The 16,555-nt window shown below is 43.1% G+C and carries 14 protein-coding genes, 1 tRNA gene, 1 rRNA gene and 1 pseudogene; 3 read left to right on the forward strand and 14 right to left on the reverse strand.

Annotated elements, in window-relative coordinates:
• The 3 genes from htpG to MSA64_RS02185 all read right to left on the reverse strand — a co-directional run.
• Positions 1 to 1,297, reverse strand: a 1,297-nt coding sequence (gene htpG / locus MSA64_RS02175) for a molecular chaperone HtpG (protein WP_287890341.1), incomplete at its 3' end; no start/stop codon positions are given.
• A 209-nt stretch (positions 1,298 to 1,506) separates the two neighbouring features.
• Positions 1,507 to 2,487, reverse strand: coding sequence for a LacI family DNA-binding transcriptional regulator (locus MSA64_RS02180; RefSeq protein WP_106492723.1), 981 nt, complete (start codon positions 2,485 to 2,487; stop codon positions 1,507 to 1,509).
• A gap of 8 nt (positions 2,488 to 2,495) precedes the next feature.
• Complete coding sequence (locus MSA64_RS02185) at positions 2,496 to 4,667, reverse strand: alpha-amylase family protein (protein ID WP_330639031.1); 2,172 nt, start codon at positions 4,665 to 4,667, stop codon at positions 2,496 to 2,498.
• A 301-nt stretch (positions 4,668 to 4,968) separates the two neighbouring features.
• Between MSA64_RS02185 and MSA64_RS02190 the strand changes: the two genes are divergently transcribed.
• Positions 4,969 to 5,649: a phosphatase PAP2 family protein gene (locus MSA64_RS02190; RefSeq protein ID WP_287890343.1), complete on the forward strand. Its 681-nt coding sequence runs from the start codon at positions 4,969 to 4,971 to the stop codon at positions 5,647 to 5,649.
• A gap of 141 nt (positions 5,650 to 5,790) precedes the next feature.
• On the opposite strand, the gene MSA64_RS02195 is transcribed toward MSA64_RS02190, so the two are convergent.
• Both MSA64_RS02195 and mutY read right to left on the reverse strand, forming a co-directional pair.
• Complete coding sequence (locus tag MSA64_RS02195; RefSeq protein ID WP_277663637.1) at positions 5,791 to 6,807, reverse strand: glycosyltransferase family 2 protein; 1,017 nt, start codon at positions 6,805 to 6,807, stop codon at positions 5,791 to 5,793.
• Positions 6,808 to 6,900: 93 nt separating this feature from the next.
• Positions 6,901 to 7,971: an A/G-specific adenine glycosylase gene (mutY, locus tag MSA64_RS02200; RefSeq protein ID WP_117525365.1), complete on the reverse strand. Its 1,071-nt coding sequence runs from the start codon at positions 7,969 to 7,971 to the stop codon at positions 6,901 to 6,903.
• 368 nt (positions 7,972 to 8,339) lie between these two features.
• Here mutY and MSA64_RS02205 point away from each other — a divergent pair, with 368 nt between their 5' ends.
• Entirely contained in the window at positions 8,340 to 8,957 is a 618-nt protein-coding gene (locus MSA64_RS02205; RefSeq protein ID WP_154432234.1) for an HAD family hydrolase, read from the forward strand.
• A gap of 89 nt (positions 8,958 to 9,046) precedes the next feature.
• Here the strand turns inward: MSA64_RS02205 and MSA64_RS02210 are convergent, their stop codons facing one another.
• From MSA64_RS02210 to MSA64_RS02235, 6 genes and pseudogenes are all read right to left on the reverse strand, one after another.
• A complete protein-coding gene (locus MSA64_RS02210) occupies positions 9,047 to 10,489 on the reverse strand; it encodes a L,D-transpeptidase family protein (RefSeq protein WP_287890346.1) in 1,443 nt (480 codons plus the stop codon).
• Positions 10,486 to 10,941: a threonine/serine exporter family protein gene (locus tag MSA64_RS02215; protein WP_287890348.1), complete on the reverse strand. Its 456-nt coding sequence runs from the start codon at positions 10,939 to 10,941 to the stop codon at positions 10,486 to 10,488. Before MSA64_RS02215 ends, MSA64_RS02210 begins: the two co-directional genes overlap by 4 nt.
• A gap of 12 nt (positions 10,942 to 10,953) precedes the next feature.
• On the reverse strand, positions 10,954 to 11,733 hold the full coding sequence (locus tag MSA64_RS02220; protein WP_154432231.1) for a threonine/serine exporter family protein: 780 nt from the start codon (positions 11,731 to 11,733) through the stop codon (positions 10,954 to 10,956).
• Positions 11,734 to 12,272: 539 nt separating this feature from the next.
• Positions 12,273 to 12,668 (reverse strand): annotated as a pseudogene (locus MSA64_RS12170) (iron-containing alcohol dehydrogenase); the annotation flags it as partial.
• A gap of 15 nt (positions 12,669 to 12,683) precedes the next feature.
• Positions 12,684 to 12,914, reverse strand: coding sequence for a hypothetical protein (locus tag MSA64_RS02230; RefSeq protein WP_287890352.1), 231 nt, complete (start codon positions 12,912 to 12,914; stop codon positions 12,684 to 12,686).
• Positions 12,914 to 14,092 (reverse strand): pyridoxal phosphate-dependent aminotransferase, encoded by a 1,179-nt coding sequence (locus MSA64_RS02235; protein ID WP_287890353.1) that lies wholly within the window; start codon positions 14,090 to 14,092, stop codon positions 12,914 to 12,916. Before MSA64_RS02235 ends, MSA64_RS02230 begins: the two co-directional genes overlap by 1 nt.
• A 223-nt stretch (positions 14,093 to 14,315) precedes the next feature.
• Between MSA64_RS02235 and MSA64_RS02240 the strand changes: the two genes are divergently transcribed.
• Complete coding sequence (locus tag MSA64_RS02240) at positions 14,316 to 15,146, forward strand: MerR family transcriptional regulator (protein ID WP_287890354.1); 831 nt, start codon at positions 14,316 to 14,318, stop codon at positions 15,144 to 15,146.
• 70 nt (positions 15,147 to 15,216) lie between these two features.
• Here the strand turns inward: MSA64_RS02240 and mscL are convergent, their stop codons facing one another.
• The 3 genes from mscL to MSA64_RS02255 form a co-directional block, all read right to left on the reverse strand.
• Positions 15,217 to 15,651 (reverse strand): large conductance mechanosensitive channel protein MscL, encoded by a 435-nt coding sequence (gene mscL / locus MSA64_RS02245; RefSeq protein WP_173885808.1) that lies wholly within the window; start codon positions 15,649 to 15,651, stop codon positions 15,217 to 15,219.
• A gap of 170 nt (positions 15,652 to 15,821) precedes the next feature.
• Positions 15,822 to 15,892: transfer RNA gene (locus MSA64_RS02250), tRNA-Trp, on the reverse strand.
• Between the two features lie 325 nt (positions 15,893 to 16,217).
• Positions 16,218 to 16,555, reverse strand: a 23S ribosomal RNA gene (locus MSA64_RS02255); the annotation flags it as partial.

Here is a 16,555-nt window from a genome sequence, read left to right on the forward strand (position 1 = left end):
ATTTTGCATCTTTGATGCATCCGAATTTGATAAACGGGCTGATGTCATCCCAGTATTTCTCATAATCTTCTCTGGCTGTCTTGCACATACCGGTCAGTTTGTCAGCAACTTTCTTGCTGATATAATCAGAGATTTTTTTGACAAATCCATCGTTCTGCAGTGCGCTTCGAGATACGTTCAATGGCAGATCCGGACAGTCGATCACACCTTTTAACAGCATCAGGAATTCAGGAATCACTTCTTTGATGTTATCCGCAATAAATACCTGATTGTTATACAGTTTGATGGTTCCCTCGATGGAATCATATTCGGTGTTGATCTTAGGAAAATACAGGATACCTTTTAAGTTAAACGGATAATCCATGTTCAGATGAATCCAGAACAGCGGCTCCTTATAATCCATAAATACTTTCCGGTAAAATGTCTTGTAATCTTCATCAGTACACTCATTCGGATGTTTCATCCACAGTGGATGAATATCACTGATGGATACCGGACGTTTATTGATCTTTACTTTTTCTTTTGCGGGAGAAATTTCTACAACTTCTTTCTCTCCGTTTTCATTTTCTTTTTCTTCGGTCTTTGCATCTTCATGAATATGTTCTACAACCACATCATCGTCACGCAGATCTGCTTCGTCAATGGTTTCATATTCCTGTTCTGCATTCTCGTTGGAAAGGAAAATCTCAGTCGGCATGAAAGAACAATATTTTTCCAATACCTCACGAACTCTGTATTCGTTGGCAAATTCCAGATTGTCCTCGTTTAAGAACAGAGTGATCTCTGTACCGACGGTTGCCTTGTCACCATCCTGCATATCGTACTCGGAACCGCCGTCGCACTCCCAGTGTACCGGTGTTGCCCCTTCTTTATATGATAAGGTATCAATATGAACCTCATCCGCTACCATAAATGCTGAATAGAATCCCAGACCAAAATGTCCAATGATCTGATCATCATTTGTTTTATCTTTGTACTGCTCCAGGAACTTGGTTGCTCCGGAAAAAGCAATCTGTGTAATATACTCTTCTACTTCATCGGCTGTCATACCAAGACCGGTATCGATAAATTTCAGGGTTTTCTTTTCCGGATTGACGATCACATCGATTTTATTTTTGTAATCATCCGGGAAAGTGTATTCTCCCATCATCTCCAGTTTCTTTAATTTTGTGATTGCATCACAGCCGTTGGATACCAGCTCACGAACGAAAATATCGTGGTCGGAATACAGCCATTTCTTTATGATTGGAAAAATATTGTCACTGTTAATTGAAAGATTTCCATGTTTTGCTCCCATGGTTATACACACTCCTTTTCCTGCAGAAAACCTGTCATCCGTCTTTTTCTGTGCTCCTGTTCTCTGCTTTTTTCTTTGAAAGATCAAATTCTTTCACTGACTTTAATACTAATACCGAATATTCCAAATGTCAAGAAAAAATTAGCACTCATTTCTAATGAGTGCTAATAATTTTACGGATTTCTATTTGTTTGTTGCTTAAACAACATCTATATTGTTTTTTGTCTGATAACCTCATATTTCAGCATCCGCGATTCCTGCTGTCTCCTCTTTTTCTCCATCAGATCCAGCAACAGATCTGCCGCTTCCCTTCCGCTGGTATGATAATGATAATGTACCGTTGTCAGTCTCGGACACAAAAGATCCGCAATAGCTCCGTGTCCCATACCGGCAACTTTCATCTCTCCAGGCACTGTGATTCCCCGCTCAGAAAGGCAGGACAATACACCTGCAGCAATCATATCTGTCGCACATAACACGCCATCCGGCCTTTTCCCGTCAGCAAGCATCTCTGTCATTGCCTGATATCCACCCTGTGCGGAAAACGCAGCCACCCGATACGGAACTTCATCCATATGCAGGCCTGACTTTTCCAGTGCATGGCAGGCCCCGCGGTAACGGTTCTCTCCTGCTGCCTTATCCCGCCGGTCCACACCAATATATGCCGGCCGCCTGCACCCGCTTTTTAACAGCTCTTCCATCATGGCACACGCCGCTCCTTCATCATCATGGTAAATGCATGGATATTTTTCACTTTTCTGTCCAAGAATCACCACCGGAACACCCATATGCTCCAGTGCTTTCTCATGTCGTTTTGTCAGTACTGAAGCGACAAAAATCAATCCATCCACCTGACTTTGTTCAAAGGTTTCCAGAATCCCGATTTCTTTTTCCAGACTCAGATTTGAATTCATCAGCAATACGTGATAATTCTTCTGATCCATACGTTCTGAGATGCCTGATAATATCTTCGGCACCGACTCTGAATCGATCTGTGGAACCAGAACACCGATCCGGTTGCTCTTTTTCGTCCTCATCGTTCTGGCATATTCCGACGGCCGGTACTTGGTCTCCCGAATCACCCTTTCGATTCGCTGACGTTTTTCCTGACTGAGACTCCCGTCATTTAAATAACGGGAAACTGCTGCACTTGAAACACCTGCCAGTTTTGCAATTTCACTGATCGTCATACCGACACCTATTTTTTCAGCAGCCAGTAGCAGCCAAATGCCGGGATCTGTACTCCTCTGGCTTCCATCTGTCTGCCGCTGATCAGATCCTCATACATGCCGTCTTCCTCATTGATCCATGCAACCTTATCATATTCGCTGAAGTTAAACAAAGCTACCAGTTTCTCTCCGTTCTTTTCTTTTATCAGACCAAGGATAGAATCATCCCAGGTATCCACTGTTCTGCAGTCTGCGGTACTCTCGAATACCGGATGCGATTTCCGGATTGTCTCCAGCTTTGACAGTCCTTCAAACATTTCTCCTGGAATGGTACCTTTTGTATGACGAAGTTCCGCTTTATCCCACTGAAAATCTCCTCTGTGCAGATAACGGGAATCCTCCCATTTCTTCGGATCTTCATGGTAGGTATAATCATTTTCCTGACCAATCTCATCGCCGCTGTAGATAACCGGGATGCCAGACTGCGTCAGCATATAGGCATGCAGTGTCAGGTCATAACGGATTGCTCTCTTTGTTGCTTCTTCGTCTTTCTCATATGCTGCTTTCTCGATACCGCACAGAGATGCCGTAGTACCACACTGACGTGCATCTCCGGAAGCCGGATCTGCATTATACAGTTCTCCTCTTGCAAAAGAGTTCTTATAATTACCTGTGAAGAAATCGCTCAGATATTTCTTATGAGACACTTCATTGATGCCGAACTGACCAAGCCATCCATAGTCCAGCCCCCAGCCGATATCGTCATGGCAACGCAGATAATTCAGGAATACATAGTCCTTCGGCAGACGGTTGATGATATCCATCTGCTGACGCAGCAGACGGGCATCTCTCGTTGCTACCGTGTTCCAGGTGGTTGCCATCGTTGTTACATTATACAGCATATGACATTCCGGTTTTTCTACAGAGCCAAAATAAGGTACTACTTTTTCCGGTTCCATGACAACTTCTCCGAGAAGCAGTACACCCGGACACACGATCTCACAGATCATACGCATCATACGAACAATATTATGTACCTGCGGAAGATTTCTGCAATTGGTTCCCAGCTGTTTCCAGATATACGGAACCGCATCGATACGGATCACGTCGATACCTTTATTGGTCAGATTCAGCATATTATAGACCATTTCGTTCATAACAACCGGATTCCAGTAATTCAGATCCCACTGATATGGATAAAAGGTGGTCATTACAAATTTTTTCATATCATCCAGCCAGGTAAAGTTACCCGGTGCGGTTGTGGGGAATACCTGCGGAACCGTCTGTTCAAACTGAGACGGTACATCATAATTATCATAGAAATAATATCGATCCATGTATTCCCGCTCTCCGGCTCTGGCTCTTTTTGCCCACTCATGTTCTTCTGACGTATGATTCATTACAAAATCCATACACAGACTGATGCCTTTTTTCCGGCATTCGTCTGCCAGACTTTCCAGATCTTCCATAGTACCAAGTTCCGGCTGTACTTTTCTGAAATCACTGACCGCATAACCGCCATCACTCTTTCCTTCCGGAGATTCCAGAAGTGGCATCAGATGCAGATAATTGACATTACTTTCCTGTACATAATCCAGTTTCTCTTTGACACCTTTTAAGTTTCCTGCAAATGCATTGACATACATCATCATTCCCAGAATATCATTTTTCTTATACCATTCCGGATCCTGTTCTCTGACTCTGTCCTGTTTTTTCAGATCTGCTTTTCTGTCTGCATAAATATTTTTCAGATTTTTGCACAGATCTTCAAACATATCCATCCGGTTTTCATAAAGTTCACAGTACAGCCATTTCAGTTCGTCATAATGACGTGCCATACGTCTCTCAAACTCCTGCTCCTGCACTTTTGTATTCTCTGCTTTTTCTGTTTTTATCGGCTCTTCCTTAACTTCCGGCTTTTCCTCTTCTTTTACCGGTTCCGGTTTCACTTCCACTTTCTTTTTTTCTGTCTCTTCTGTCGGTTCTTCTTTTATTTCCGACATTTTTTCTTCTTTTTCCGGTTCAGCCTTTACCTCCGGCAATTCTACTTCTTTTTTTGTAGTGTTTTTCGCAGCTGTTGTCTTTTCTGTTGAGTCTACTACTTCTGCCTTTTTATTTTCTGCATTTGTTGCAATTTTTTCTTTCATTTCTGTGGTTCTTTTAGCTGCTCTCTGAGCCGCTTTTTTCTTTCTGGCTTTCATAGACACTTCTCCTAATCATATAATATTTTGTGCGGAACTTTCGCCACACTCATTTCACTTTACATCAATTATAGCATAGGTGTTTTAAAAATCAATAAAAACCCCTCCGGAAACTTTCAAAAGATTCCTTTATATTTAATATATGAATACTGTGAATATTTTTTAAACTTTTTCTTAAAGTTCCAAATTCTTCTCTATTTCCTTTGCTTTACAAATTCTTCTGTGCTATAATCACAATAGCTTTTTGAAGAGCTGCTACTATCGTAAATTTAGCGCGTAATAAAGAGGAGGCATTTCTCATATGAGCACAAGCACCCGTATCAAACGTGTCATTCCGGTAGCACTTTATACCGTCTTTTATCTGCTTTGTTTCACTTATCTGGAGAACCGGCATGTACGGTATCACATTATTGATTCCAGTCTGGACGATAAGATTCCATTCTGCGAATATTTTATTATTCCATATTTGTTATGGTTTCTTTATATCGCTGTGACTGTCGGCTATTTTCTATTTTTCAATGAGAATACAACCGAGTTCTGGAGCCTGATTTTGAATCTTGCCATCGGTATGACATTATTTTTAATTGTATCTTATGTATATCCAAACGGACTGAATATCCGTCCGGCAGAATTTACCAACGATTCTGTTTTCACCCGTATGGTTCAGTTCCTGTATCGGACAGATACACCAACAAATGTACTTCCAAGCATTCATGTATATAATTCTGTGGCCGCCTTTTCTGCAATCCACACCTGCAAGAATCTGCAGAAACATAAAGGAATCCGTACAGGTTCATTTATTCTGACCACACTGATCATTCTGTCCACCATGTTCTTAAAACAACATTCTATAGCTGATGTAGCAACAGGTATTACCTGTGCTGTAGCAACATATGTGCTGTTCTACTCAAGAGTAGCCGAAAAACAGGGAGCAAAAGCAAAACAGCGTTCCCCACTTCATCAACACGACACACATGTATAAATCAAATTTCATTTCTTCTGAAATTTAACCATTAACTTTAAAAAACCGGCGAGTGAACATCTTTTTCACTCACCGGTTTTTTACTAAAAAAGGTCCACCGGACCTTTTTGTCGTATGCTTGGCGATAAAAATTTCGGATTTTTAGTTGAATCCGTAAATCTTCTGCACCACCTTATATCCCGTTACAGAAACCTGTCTTCCTCCTTTGCCAGGCAGATTGCAAAGACGTCCCAGCAGACTCAACCGAATCTTTCCATAATCCGCACGGTCATTGGTTTTCAGATACCGCCACAGTTCTTTCTTCTTCTCAAAACACTCATCCGTCTTCGCCTGAATCAGGAAAATACTGGATACCGTCATGATCATGATCAGCATATGTCTCATATAACCTCTCTGGTTACGGTGAAGATTCTTTACCTGTCCCATATAATCGATCATCAGCTTATTTACACGGATCTGCTGATCCACACGACCGATCATCACGCTCTCACTAACGGACTGATCTGCTCTTCCGATAAAGTAGCGGTACAGATTTACATCCAGATAATACATGCTCTGCACACTCGCCAGCGGAATAAATGCCACCAGATTGTCCACATAGAATGTATGCTCCGGCAGTTTCAGACCACATTCCCGCAGAAGCTCTGTCCTGTAAATCATCGAATGCATCAGCAGATAATGGCTGGTTCCCAGTAGCTTTACATCATCCCATCCGAAGATTTTATCCTGAGGAAGTGCAGAACGATACCTCATCACGGTCTTTCTTTTCGCTCCCACTTTTTCATAGACATAATTACAGATCAAAAGATCCAGTGTCTTTGGTCCTCTGACGCATAGTTTTAAGACTTCAAGTGCTTTTTTAAGTGCTTCTTCATTCAGCCAGTCATCGCTGTCCACCACTTTAAAGTAAAGTCCTGTAGCATGCGCAAGTCCCGTATTGACCGCTCCGCCATGTCCCTTGTTTTCCTGATGGATTGCCTTTACAATCGTGGGATATTTTTCTTCATAGTCTCTTGCGATCTTTAGCGTATCATCTTTGGATCCGTCATCCACGATCAGAATCTCTACATCTTCTCCACCTTTTAAAAGGGAATCCACACATTTTCTCATATATTCCTGTGAATTGTAACATGGTACTGCAATACTCAGTATTTTCACTTTTGTTCTCCTTTTCTTTGTCTGTAAATATTTTTCGGTAACTGTTCCGTTCTTTCACAGTTATTTATTAAACAGTTACGTTTTATTACTTCTTTATCTGTATTTATCCTGTCCAAGACGCATCTGAATCTGTTCTGCATATGCCTGAAAAGCCGCCGGAATCGGATACTCCTTTTCCACTTCACTGATCTCTGCAAAAATCATCTTCGGATCTGCGCTTTCTTCCAGTGCCGCCACCCGGATCAGATATCCTTTCATATCCCATTCCACATGTGAAAAAATATGCTTTGCATCAATCAATGGCACGATCTGAAGCGGTATAAGATCCTGATTCTCCACCCATGCTAGAATCTCTTCCTCGCTCAGATATCCTTCCAGATTCGGCAGTTCATACATTCCTGCCAGCAACCCCTTCGCCGGGCGCTTTCGAATCGCCACCCGTTCACCGTCTCGTAATACCAGAACAGTTTTTTCTTCTTTTCGCCGTTCCTGTCTTTTCTTTTTCACCGGAAGATTCAGTACCGTTCCATGCACTCTTGCCTGGCAGTATTCTGCCACCGGACACACCCCACACTTCGGTGCACCGTTCGGTACACATATCATAGCACCGAGTTCCATCAATGCCTGGTTAAATGTGCCGGATCTGCTGCCAGGCATCACTTTCAAAAATTCTTTCTCCACTTTTGTTTTTACTGACTGCTTTAAGATATCACTGTCATCTTCCATGATTCTCGCATACACCCGAAGGACATTTCCATCCACCGCAGGTACCGGAAGATCATATGCGATGGATGCCACCGCTCCCGCTGTGTAATTTCCGATCCCCGGAAGTTCTTTTAATTTTTCATAGTCAGCCGGGAGTCTTCCCCCATATTCTTTCACAATGCGAACAGCTGCCTTCTGGATATTCCGTACCCGGTTATAATACCCAAGTCCTTCCCAGAGCTTCAGCAACTGCTCCTCCGGACAGACTGCAACATCCTCTACCTTGGGCAGTGCCTTTATAAACTGTTCAAAAAACGGACGAACAGCTTCCACCCTTGTCTGCTGCAGCATAATTTCCGATATCCATATATAGTACGGATTTTTGGAAGCTCTCCATGGCAGGATTCTGTGATTCTCTTCATACCATTCTATCAGTGGTTCTACAATTTTCGCTAACATTTTACCTCTTCTCTGTCGTTAAGTCTATCGGTATTTTCCAGTCTGTTCTGATTCGGTTACTGTTCACTCCGTGCCCAGCAACACGCTGCGCGATGCACAGAATTTATGCTAATCGCATAAATTCGTGCGATATGTCTCGGGTTTTCTGTGACCTTCGCTCACACAAAACACCTCGCGGGATATTACCAGTGAACAGTAACCTGATTCGTGCCGACTCTGCAATACAATCTCTTGCTTTTTTCTCTTTTTCTCTCTACAATATACATTGGTATCTGTTTTGTAAACAGTATGACTGTGTTTTACAGATCCTGCTGTTATCATCAGATTCTACAGATGATTTCTTATTACACTGTATAAAGGAGATTACTATGGACAGTATTATTTTTGATGTTGACGGAACCCTGTGGGATTCCACGGAAATCTGTGCGAAAGCCTGGACTGACGTGATTCATCGGGAAACCAGTCTTTCTCTTACCATTAATGCCTCTACACTGAAAGGACTTTTCGGTCGTCTGCTTCCCGATATTGCGAGTGTACTTTTTGCGGATTATCCAAAAGAAGAACAGCTTCGTCTTATCAATCGGTGCTGTCAGGAAGAACATAAAGCTTTGCTGGCGCAGTGTGCACCGCTGTATCCGGATCTTGAAAAAACACTGCAACAGTTAAAAGAAAATTATCGACTGTTCATTGTCAGCAACTGCCAGGCCGGTTATATCGAAGTCTTTTTGGAAACCAGTGGTCTTGGCTCTTACTTTGAAGGTCATCTTTGTCCCGGAGACACCGGAAACGCCAAAGCCGATAATATCTGCAAGATCATTCAGGAGTATCATCTTAAATCCCCTGTATATGTGGGGGATACACTAGGTGATTTCAACGCAACAAAAACCGCAGGAATTCCATTTGTCTTTGCATCCTATGGATTCGGTCAGGTTCCTTCTCCTGATTATACCATCCATTGCCCGGGAGATCTTCTTAATATTTTTTAAATTTTCGAAAATATTTTTTTAAATTCAAGGCTGTCAGCAGATTTATGCAGGCAGCCTCATATTTTCATTCACAGCCCGGCAGGCTCTTCTTATCCATGCAGTTTATACCCATTATTATATACACACACGATCGGTGTTTCCTTATTGATCATCTCATAGATCTTCGCCGCCTTTTTCCCCGGCAGGTTAATACAGCCATGAGATCCGCTGTAAATATAGATTTTTCCTCCGAAACTCGATCTCCAGGAAGCATCGTGCAGCCCGATTCCACCGTTAAATGGCATCCAGTAGTTTACATGAGACTGATAACTTGGCTGTCCGCTGGCATTGGAACGTCCCCGAAGGATTCTGTCTTTTTGCTTATATGTCAGGAAATAAACTCCCGGTGGAGTAAACCGGTCTTTTGTCATTCTTCCGGACACAAACGGGGTGTCCAGAACCACTTTTCCTTTTTTATAATAATACAGATGCTGTTCCGTCAGATTGACTTCTATGTAAGTATCCCCCAGACCATGGTTATCTGTATACAGCTCTTCCTGACTGTACTCTGGCTTTCTCGTCACCTGCTGCTGGTTTTTAATATTCTTTTTCAGAACTTTGATTTCTGCTTTCTGATCGATCTTCCAACCGTAATTTCCACCGGTCACAGTCACATCCAGTCCTGAAGTCGTATGAAATGGTCTTTCTTTTCCCAGCGTATCGACTTCCTCCGCCAGTTTCTTAACATATTTTTTGATCTTCGCATTCATCTTATCCTGATCAAGACTGTAATTGCCATCTTCATCAAGATTCAGCCATTTTTTTACCGTATTTCCATTCAGAACTTTCTCTCCCTCGGGAAGCTCATATGTCACCTGTACATTTGCCAGTTCGTTTAACTGCTTTTTTTGCTTCGCAAGAAGTTCACTGTCTTTGGTAACTGCAGGTTTCACATATCCGTCTGCCTGTTCCACATCCAGTGTTTCTTCTCCCTCTTTCAATGCCTGCTCCACAGCTTTTCCCAACGCATCCGTATCGATCGTCGTTCCCTGTTTTTCCTTTTTGACCACAAACTGATCTTCTTTATAAACGATTTTCGCATCCACCGGTGCTTCCTGTGATTCTTCGGACAGATGCGAAAGATTGTTCAGCTTCTTTTCCAGTTTGTCTTCATCATAGACGATCCCACTTTTCAGTTCATACTCTGACTGTTCAAACCAGTATTTCATCCATAAAAACGGATTCTGTTTTTTTAAAAAACTTTCAATTTCTCCATCATCCTGATAAGTATAATCAAAATCCTTTCCCGCTATGGTTTCACTTTCATCTCCCCGGAATGTCAGTGTCAGTTGATAGGTCTCTGTTTCTTTTCTGTATGCATCTTCAGCTTCTTTTGCTGTCATTTTTCCACAGTCCAACTCGTTGATCCTGGTTCCCGGCAGAAAATGATTCTGATATACCGAAACCTGATATCCGTATATGCCCGCCAGACCAAGTAGCGCCACTCCTGCTGCTATCACAACCCCTTTTTTCTTTTTACTCCACTTTTTCATTTCTGTAATCCCTTCTTTTTTTTCATGGATCCCGTTACCGAACTCCATATAATGTTAACAATAAACATGGCAATCGCGATCATTCCTGCCATCAGTAATGTCTGTTGAAAATAATACGCCGCCTGCTCTCCCTCCGGATATAAAATATGATATACGATCCGGTACATTCCCGCACCCGGAACCAGTGTCATATTCGCAGGAATCAATATCATCGTCACCGGTGTCTTAAATACTCTCGCACACACATTTGCGCCTACAGATATCACCGCTGCTCCGAAAAATGCTCCCAGAAGCTCCGAATGTGTCATTGCTCCCACCAGCAGATATACAAACCAGCCGATACCTCCATCGATTCCCGCCCATACATAGAACTTCTTCGGCACCCCTAATATTCTTGCAAAGCCGTACACAGCAGCAATCCCGCCGATACTTTGTATAATCATGTCTGTCATCGTCTTCTCCCCCTATCTTCCAAGGACTGCTGCCATCACAAATAATCCCATACCGATACCAATTGCAACCGCCAGTGCGATCACAAAAGCTTCAGCTGCCCTTGCAAGCCCGGAAAGATAATCTCCATGCAGCGTATCAAAAACCGCATTTGTGATAGCCGCTCCCGGAACAAAAGGCATGATACAGCTGATGATCAGAAGGTCTGTATCATATGTCCCCGGAAGTGCCGCCGTCAAAAAACCGATGGCAACTGCCACAGACAGAGAACACACGATATTCTCCACAAACATGTGCATATGTCCTTTTTTACATGAAAACTGCACCGCGGCTCCGACCAGGCCCACAACGGCTGCCACGATTGCTTCCGCCCAGTTACTACCGAACATGACGGCAAATCCACCGGTCAGAAGGGCAAATGCCAGCAACCGGATCTTTGGCGGTTCTTTTTCCTTCCACAGTGCCTTCATCTGTTTAAACGCCTGTTCCAGCGTAAGCTCATCATTACAAAATTCTCTGGATATCTGATTCACCTGGTCAATTTTCTCCAGATTTGTACCATGACTCTGGATCCTTCGCACAACAGTCAGCGAATCCATAGTCGGATCATCCAGCGTGGCAACAAATCCGGTCATCATCACCAGAACCTGCACTGTCTTCAGATTCGATTTCTGCAGGATCCGGTAGACCGTATCTTCCACCCGATACGTCTCTGCCCCGTTTTGCATCAGGATATCCCCGGCAAACACCGCCATATCCAACAACAACTTGTAGTCCATCACATTTTTGCTCACTTTCCTCTGTTCTCTTTTCTTCTTTCTTTCATAGAACAAAGAATGTGCCTTGGCACATCCTCGCGCAGCGTTTTTCACTTTACAGGAAAGCAGTTTTCTGTAAAGTAAAAAAAGTCCCGGCACAATATTCTTTGTACCGAAACTTCATTATAACCTATAAAAACAAATTTGCAAATAGCCCAATCAACGGAATTGCAATTAAAGTTCTCTCCGTAAAGATCAGGAATAATTTCCACAGATTTAACGGGATTTCACTCTTGATAATAATGGTGCCAACCTCTGTCAGATATATAATCTGCACCAGAGAAAGCACGCCTACGATAAACTTGGTTTTTACCGAACTGATGCCTCCCAAAAGCAGTGCCGGAATAAACATATCGGTAAACCCTACCAGTGTAGCCGTTGCCGCCGCAAAGGCCTCTTTCACACCGAACAGCTTCATATATAATCCCATCGGATAAGAAATCCAGTTAAACACCGGTGTGTAAGTTGCGATCACCAGTGCGATCGTTCCCCATGCGATAACAATTGGGATCAGGTCAAAGACCATACCCATGACTACTTCCATACCACTTGCCAGCAGACCTTTTGCGTGAAATCCTTCTGCACGTTTGCAGCTGATCTCCACGCGCCGCAAAATGGCACTCGAAATATTTTCCAAGGGTACCTCCCATTCCCGCCTGCAAGTATCTATCCGGTGCTTTTGCTATTACTTCCAGATCGATAAAACAGTGTCTCGCCGGACACTCATAAAAATAAAAGCTGTCAAACGTTCCATTTTCTTTATATACAACAGAAAGCGCCGTTGTTGCCGCACAGGTCGCCGCGATCGTCGGAAACGTAAAAACTGGAAGTCCTGTCTCGTATCCGGCTCCTTTTGCCGTATCCAACGCGTTTCCGCCACCCATACCAAAGATCATATCCACCTGTTTTTCTTTTGCATATGCCGCCTAGCGATGAATATTTTCATAAGTACAATCTTCGCCAAAAATAACCGTCTCCACAAGTTCCATACAGGTTCCGGCAATTGCCTGCACCAGACGTTCTTTACCCGCATGTAATGCCTTTTTCCCACCGATCAGAAGGATCCGTTTTCCGTATAACCCGCACACAGACGGAACTTCTTTCCATGTATCTGTTCCAATAGAATAATTACAAAAGAAAACTTTTTCTCCATTCATTATTTCAACAACTCCTTTAATTTACCAAGACGCTCCAGTGCCTCATCAATCGTTGCTTCCTCTCTCGCAAAATGCAGACGGATCAGATGGTTTACATCCTCCTTAAAGAAACTGGATCCCGGTACCGCAGCAACACCGATATTTTTGATCATCCACTCACAGAATTCCAGATCCGTATAGCCCGCAAACTTCGGCAGATCCAGAAACTCCTGAATATCAATCAGCACAAAATACGTTCCCTGCGGAACATTATGTTTCAATCCGATCCGATCCAAACCATCCAGGAAATACTTACGTTTCTTTGTATATGTCTCCAGAAGTTCAGTATAATAGTTCTCTGGAAAATTCAGCCCTACCGTAGCGGCTTCCTGTAACGGTGCAGCTGCTCCGACAGTCAGGAAATCATGAACTTTCTTCGCTGCCTCGATCACTTCTTCCGGTCCGATCAGATATCCCAGTCTCCATCCGGTAATAGAATACGTCTTTGACAGAGAATTGCAGGTGATCGTATGCTCATACATACCCGGCAGAGATGCCATGCAAGTATGATGATATGGCGCATATACCATATGTTCATACACCTCATCCGTTACCACGAACGCATCATATTTCATTGCAAGTTCACCGATTCCCATCAGTTCCTCTCTGGAAAATACTTTACCACACGGATTTGACGGATTACATACGATGATCGCCTTCGCCCCCTCCTGAAATCCTTTTTCCACCAGACTCATATCAAAATGATATTCCGGCGGAACCAGTGGAATGTAGATCGGATCTGCTCCGGATAAAATCGCATCTGCTCCATAATTTTCATAAAATGGAGAAAATACCATAACCTTATCCCCTGGATTGCAGATGGTCATCATCGCACACATCATCGCTTCCGTACCACCGCAAGTCACAACAATCTCTTTCTCCGGATCAATCGTCCGTCCAATCGCCCGTTCCTGCTTTCTTGCAAGTGCCTCCCTGAAGTTCTCTGCTCCAAAGGTAATCGAGTACTGGTGCGGCCCCTCATAAGCTGCCTTCGCCAGTGCATCCATAATCTCCTTCGGCAGATCAAAATCCGGGAATCCCTGAGAAAGATTTATAGCTCCATACTCATCACTGATTCGCGTCATTCTGCGGATCACCGAATCCGTAAATGTCTGTACCCTGTTACTTAATCCTGGCATAGTATGTTCTCCTTTGTTTTTTTCGGTTACTGTTCGTTCTATTCACAGCAATTTACCTTTTTTATCTTCTGTTCATACATATCATGTTACTGTTCACTCCGTTCCCAGTAACACGCTTCACGCTCTAGCCTGTTTTGTCCTGATATGGACTTGTGTTTCTTTCAAGCCTCGTCTATAATAAAGTATACCGTTACGGTATAGTCAATAGAAAGGATGTATATTTATGCAAAAATTTTCTGTCCCATGCATAAAAACAGGTGGTTTTGCAAAATTATGCAATACAAACAAGCGTACACTGATCCATTACGATGAAATCGGCCTCTTTTCCCCAGCCTATACCGATGAAAAAGGCTACCGCTATTACAGTGAAAATCAGTGTGATACCTTCTTTACAATCACCTGTCTCAAAGAAATCGGCATGCCCTTAAAAGCGATCAAACAATACATTGACCATAAAAATCCCGTAGATCTGCAGACTCTGCTGTTGCAACAACAAAAAAAAGTAGACGCGGAACTCGAACATCTTTGTCGTATTCGTCAGGTAATCGATACCAAGCTTCATCTGATCCATACCGGTGAACATCTCCACTTTTCTGATTCAGTTTCAGCTGTAAGTCTGGAAGACTTCCCCGAAGAATATCTGGTCGTCAGCCCCCCGTTACATACCAGTGACCACGAAAAGATCTTTTCCGCCATTTATCAGCATATCGCATACTGCAACCACAATCTGTTAAATGCCGGTCACCCCTACGGTGCCATGCTCTCCACCGAGGAACTGTTACAGGGGCATCAGGATGTGTACGCTCATTTTTTTACCAAGGTGATCCAACCACCAAATGGTCACCCTTGGATGCTCAAACCAGCAGGAATGTATGCAGTCATCTATCTCAAAGGCAACTACTACGAAGCTGATCATGCTTTTCAAACTCTCCTGGACTATATTCGTGAAAATAACCTGACACCTGGGACTTACTGTTATAAAGAAGCGGTTCTGGATGAAATGGCAGTAGCGCACGAAAACCAACTAGTAACCCGAATATCCATACCAGTATAATACAATAATCCCCGGAAGATAATCTGGTCTTCTGCCAGAAAAATCCTCCGGGGATTTATATGTATTGTTTTTATTTCGTCTCTTTGGTTTCTTCCAAAACCGAAGTACAATGCGGACATCTGGTTGCATCAATGGCAATCTCTGTCTTACAATAAGGACATTTCTTCGTTGTCGGTGCAGCCGGTTTTTCTTCTTTGTTATGATTCAGCTTTTCAGCCGCACTATTCATAACTCTCATAATCGTAAAGATTACCAGTGCCATGATCAGGAAATTCAACACAGCTGAGATAAACTTACCATAATTCAAAGTAACCTCGCCTAAAATGTTCCATTTCAGCTGATCAAAATTCATACCACCGAACAGTCCAAGAATCGGATTAATGATATCATCAACCAAAGAAGATACGATACTGGTAAAAGCACCACCAATAATGATACCGACAGCCATATCCATCACATTTCCACGGTTGATAAATTCCCGAAATTCTTTGATAAACTTCTTCACTCTTCCTTCCCCCTTCTTTTGTATTCGCTGTACAAGCTGTTTTTATTATATAATTCCACAGTTAAAATGACAAGATATAACAATACAATAGCAATCAAAATCTGTCCGCTAGATCAATGATTGATATGGAATACAAAAAAAGAACAACAATAACTGTTGTTCTTACTATACAGGGGATGAGGGATTCGAACCCCCATCGACGGTTTTGGAGACCGGTGCTCTACCATTGAACTAATCCCCTATATTTAATTGAAGGTATATACCTTCAAAACTGCACACACGTAACATCCTTCTTCCTACTGCTTTGCGATCGACCGTTCCAGGTCAAACCCTCGACCGATTAGTAACAGTCAGCTCCATACATTACTGCACTTCCACCTCTGCCCTATCTACCTCGTCGTCTTCAAGGGGTCTTACTTCTTTCGACTGGGATATCTCATCTTGAGGGGGGCTTCACTCTTAGATTCCTTCAGCCTTCGCTGAAACTGTTATTCTTTTTGATTATACACTCAAAACCACACACTGAAATCCTTCATCCGGGGAGATAACTCCTCTTTCCTTCCTTCATGGATAAGCCCTCGACCTATTAGTATCAGTCAGCTACATGTGTTACCACACTTCCACCTCTGACCTATCAACCTCGTCGTCTTCAAGGGGTCTTAATTCTTGCGAATGGGATATCTCATCTTGAGGGGGGCTTCACGCTTAGAAGCCTTCAGCGTTTATCCCTTCCCGACTAGGCTACCCTGCCATGCACTTGGTAGTGCAACAGGTACACCAGAGGTCAGTCCATCCCGGTCCTCTCGTACTAAGGACAGCTCCTCTCAAATATCCTACGCCCACGCCGGATAGGGACCGAACTGTCTCACGACGTTCTGAACCCAGCTCGCGTACCGCTTTAATG

Source organism: Oliverpabstia sp., from assembly GCF_022785585.1.
Lineage (GTDB): Bacteria > Bacillota > Clostridia > Lachnospirales > Lachnospiraceae > Oliverpabstia > Oliverpabstia intestinalis.

Bases quoted from the DNA above. Each gene is read 5' to 3' on its own strand.
- MSA64_RS02230 (WP_287890352.1), bottom strand. From the start codon at position 12,914: ATGAATGGAGAAAAAGTTTTCTTTTGTAATTATTCTATTGGAACAGAT.
- MSA64_RS02180 (WP_106492723.1), bottom strand. From the start codon at position 2,487: ATGACGATCAGTGAAATTGCAAAACTGGCAGGTGTTTCAAGTGCAGCA.
- MSA64_RS02215 (WP_287890348.1), bottom strand. From the start codon at position 10,941: ATGACAGACATGATTATACAAAGTATCGGCGGGATTGCTGCTGTGTAC.
- MSA64_RS02235 (WP_287890353.1), bottom strand. From the start codon at position 14,092: ATGCCAGGATTAAGTAACAGGGTACAGACATTTACGGATTCGGTGATC.
- mutY (WP_117525365.1), bottom strand. From the start codon at position 7,971: ATGTTAGCGAAAATTGTAGAACCACTGATAGAATGGTATGAAGAGAAT.
- MSA64_RS02210 (WP_287890346.1), bottom strand. From the start codon at position 10,489: ATGAAAAAGTGGAGTAAAAAGAAAAAAGGGGTTGTGATAGCAGCAGGA.
- MSA64_RS02185 (WP_330639031.1), bottom strand. From the start codon at position 4,667: ATGAAAGCCAGAAAGAAAAAAGCGGCTCAGAGAGCAGCTAAAAGAACC.
- MSA64_RS02240 (WP_287890354.1), top strand. From the start codon at position 14,316: ATGCAAAAATTTTCTGTCCCATGCATAAAAACAGGTGGTTTTGCAAAA.
- MSA64_RS02190 (WP_287890343.1), top strand. From the start codon at position 4,969: ATGAGCACAAGCACCCGTATCAAACGTGTCATTCCGGTAGCACTTTAT.
- MSA64_RS02205 (WP_154432234.1), top strand. From the start codon at position 8,340: ATGGACAGTATTATTTTTGATGTTGACGGAACCCTGTGGGATTCCACG.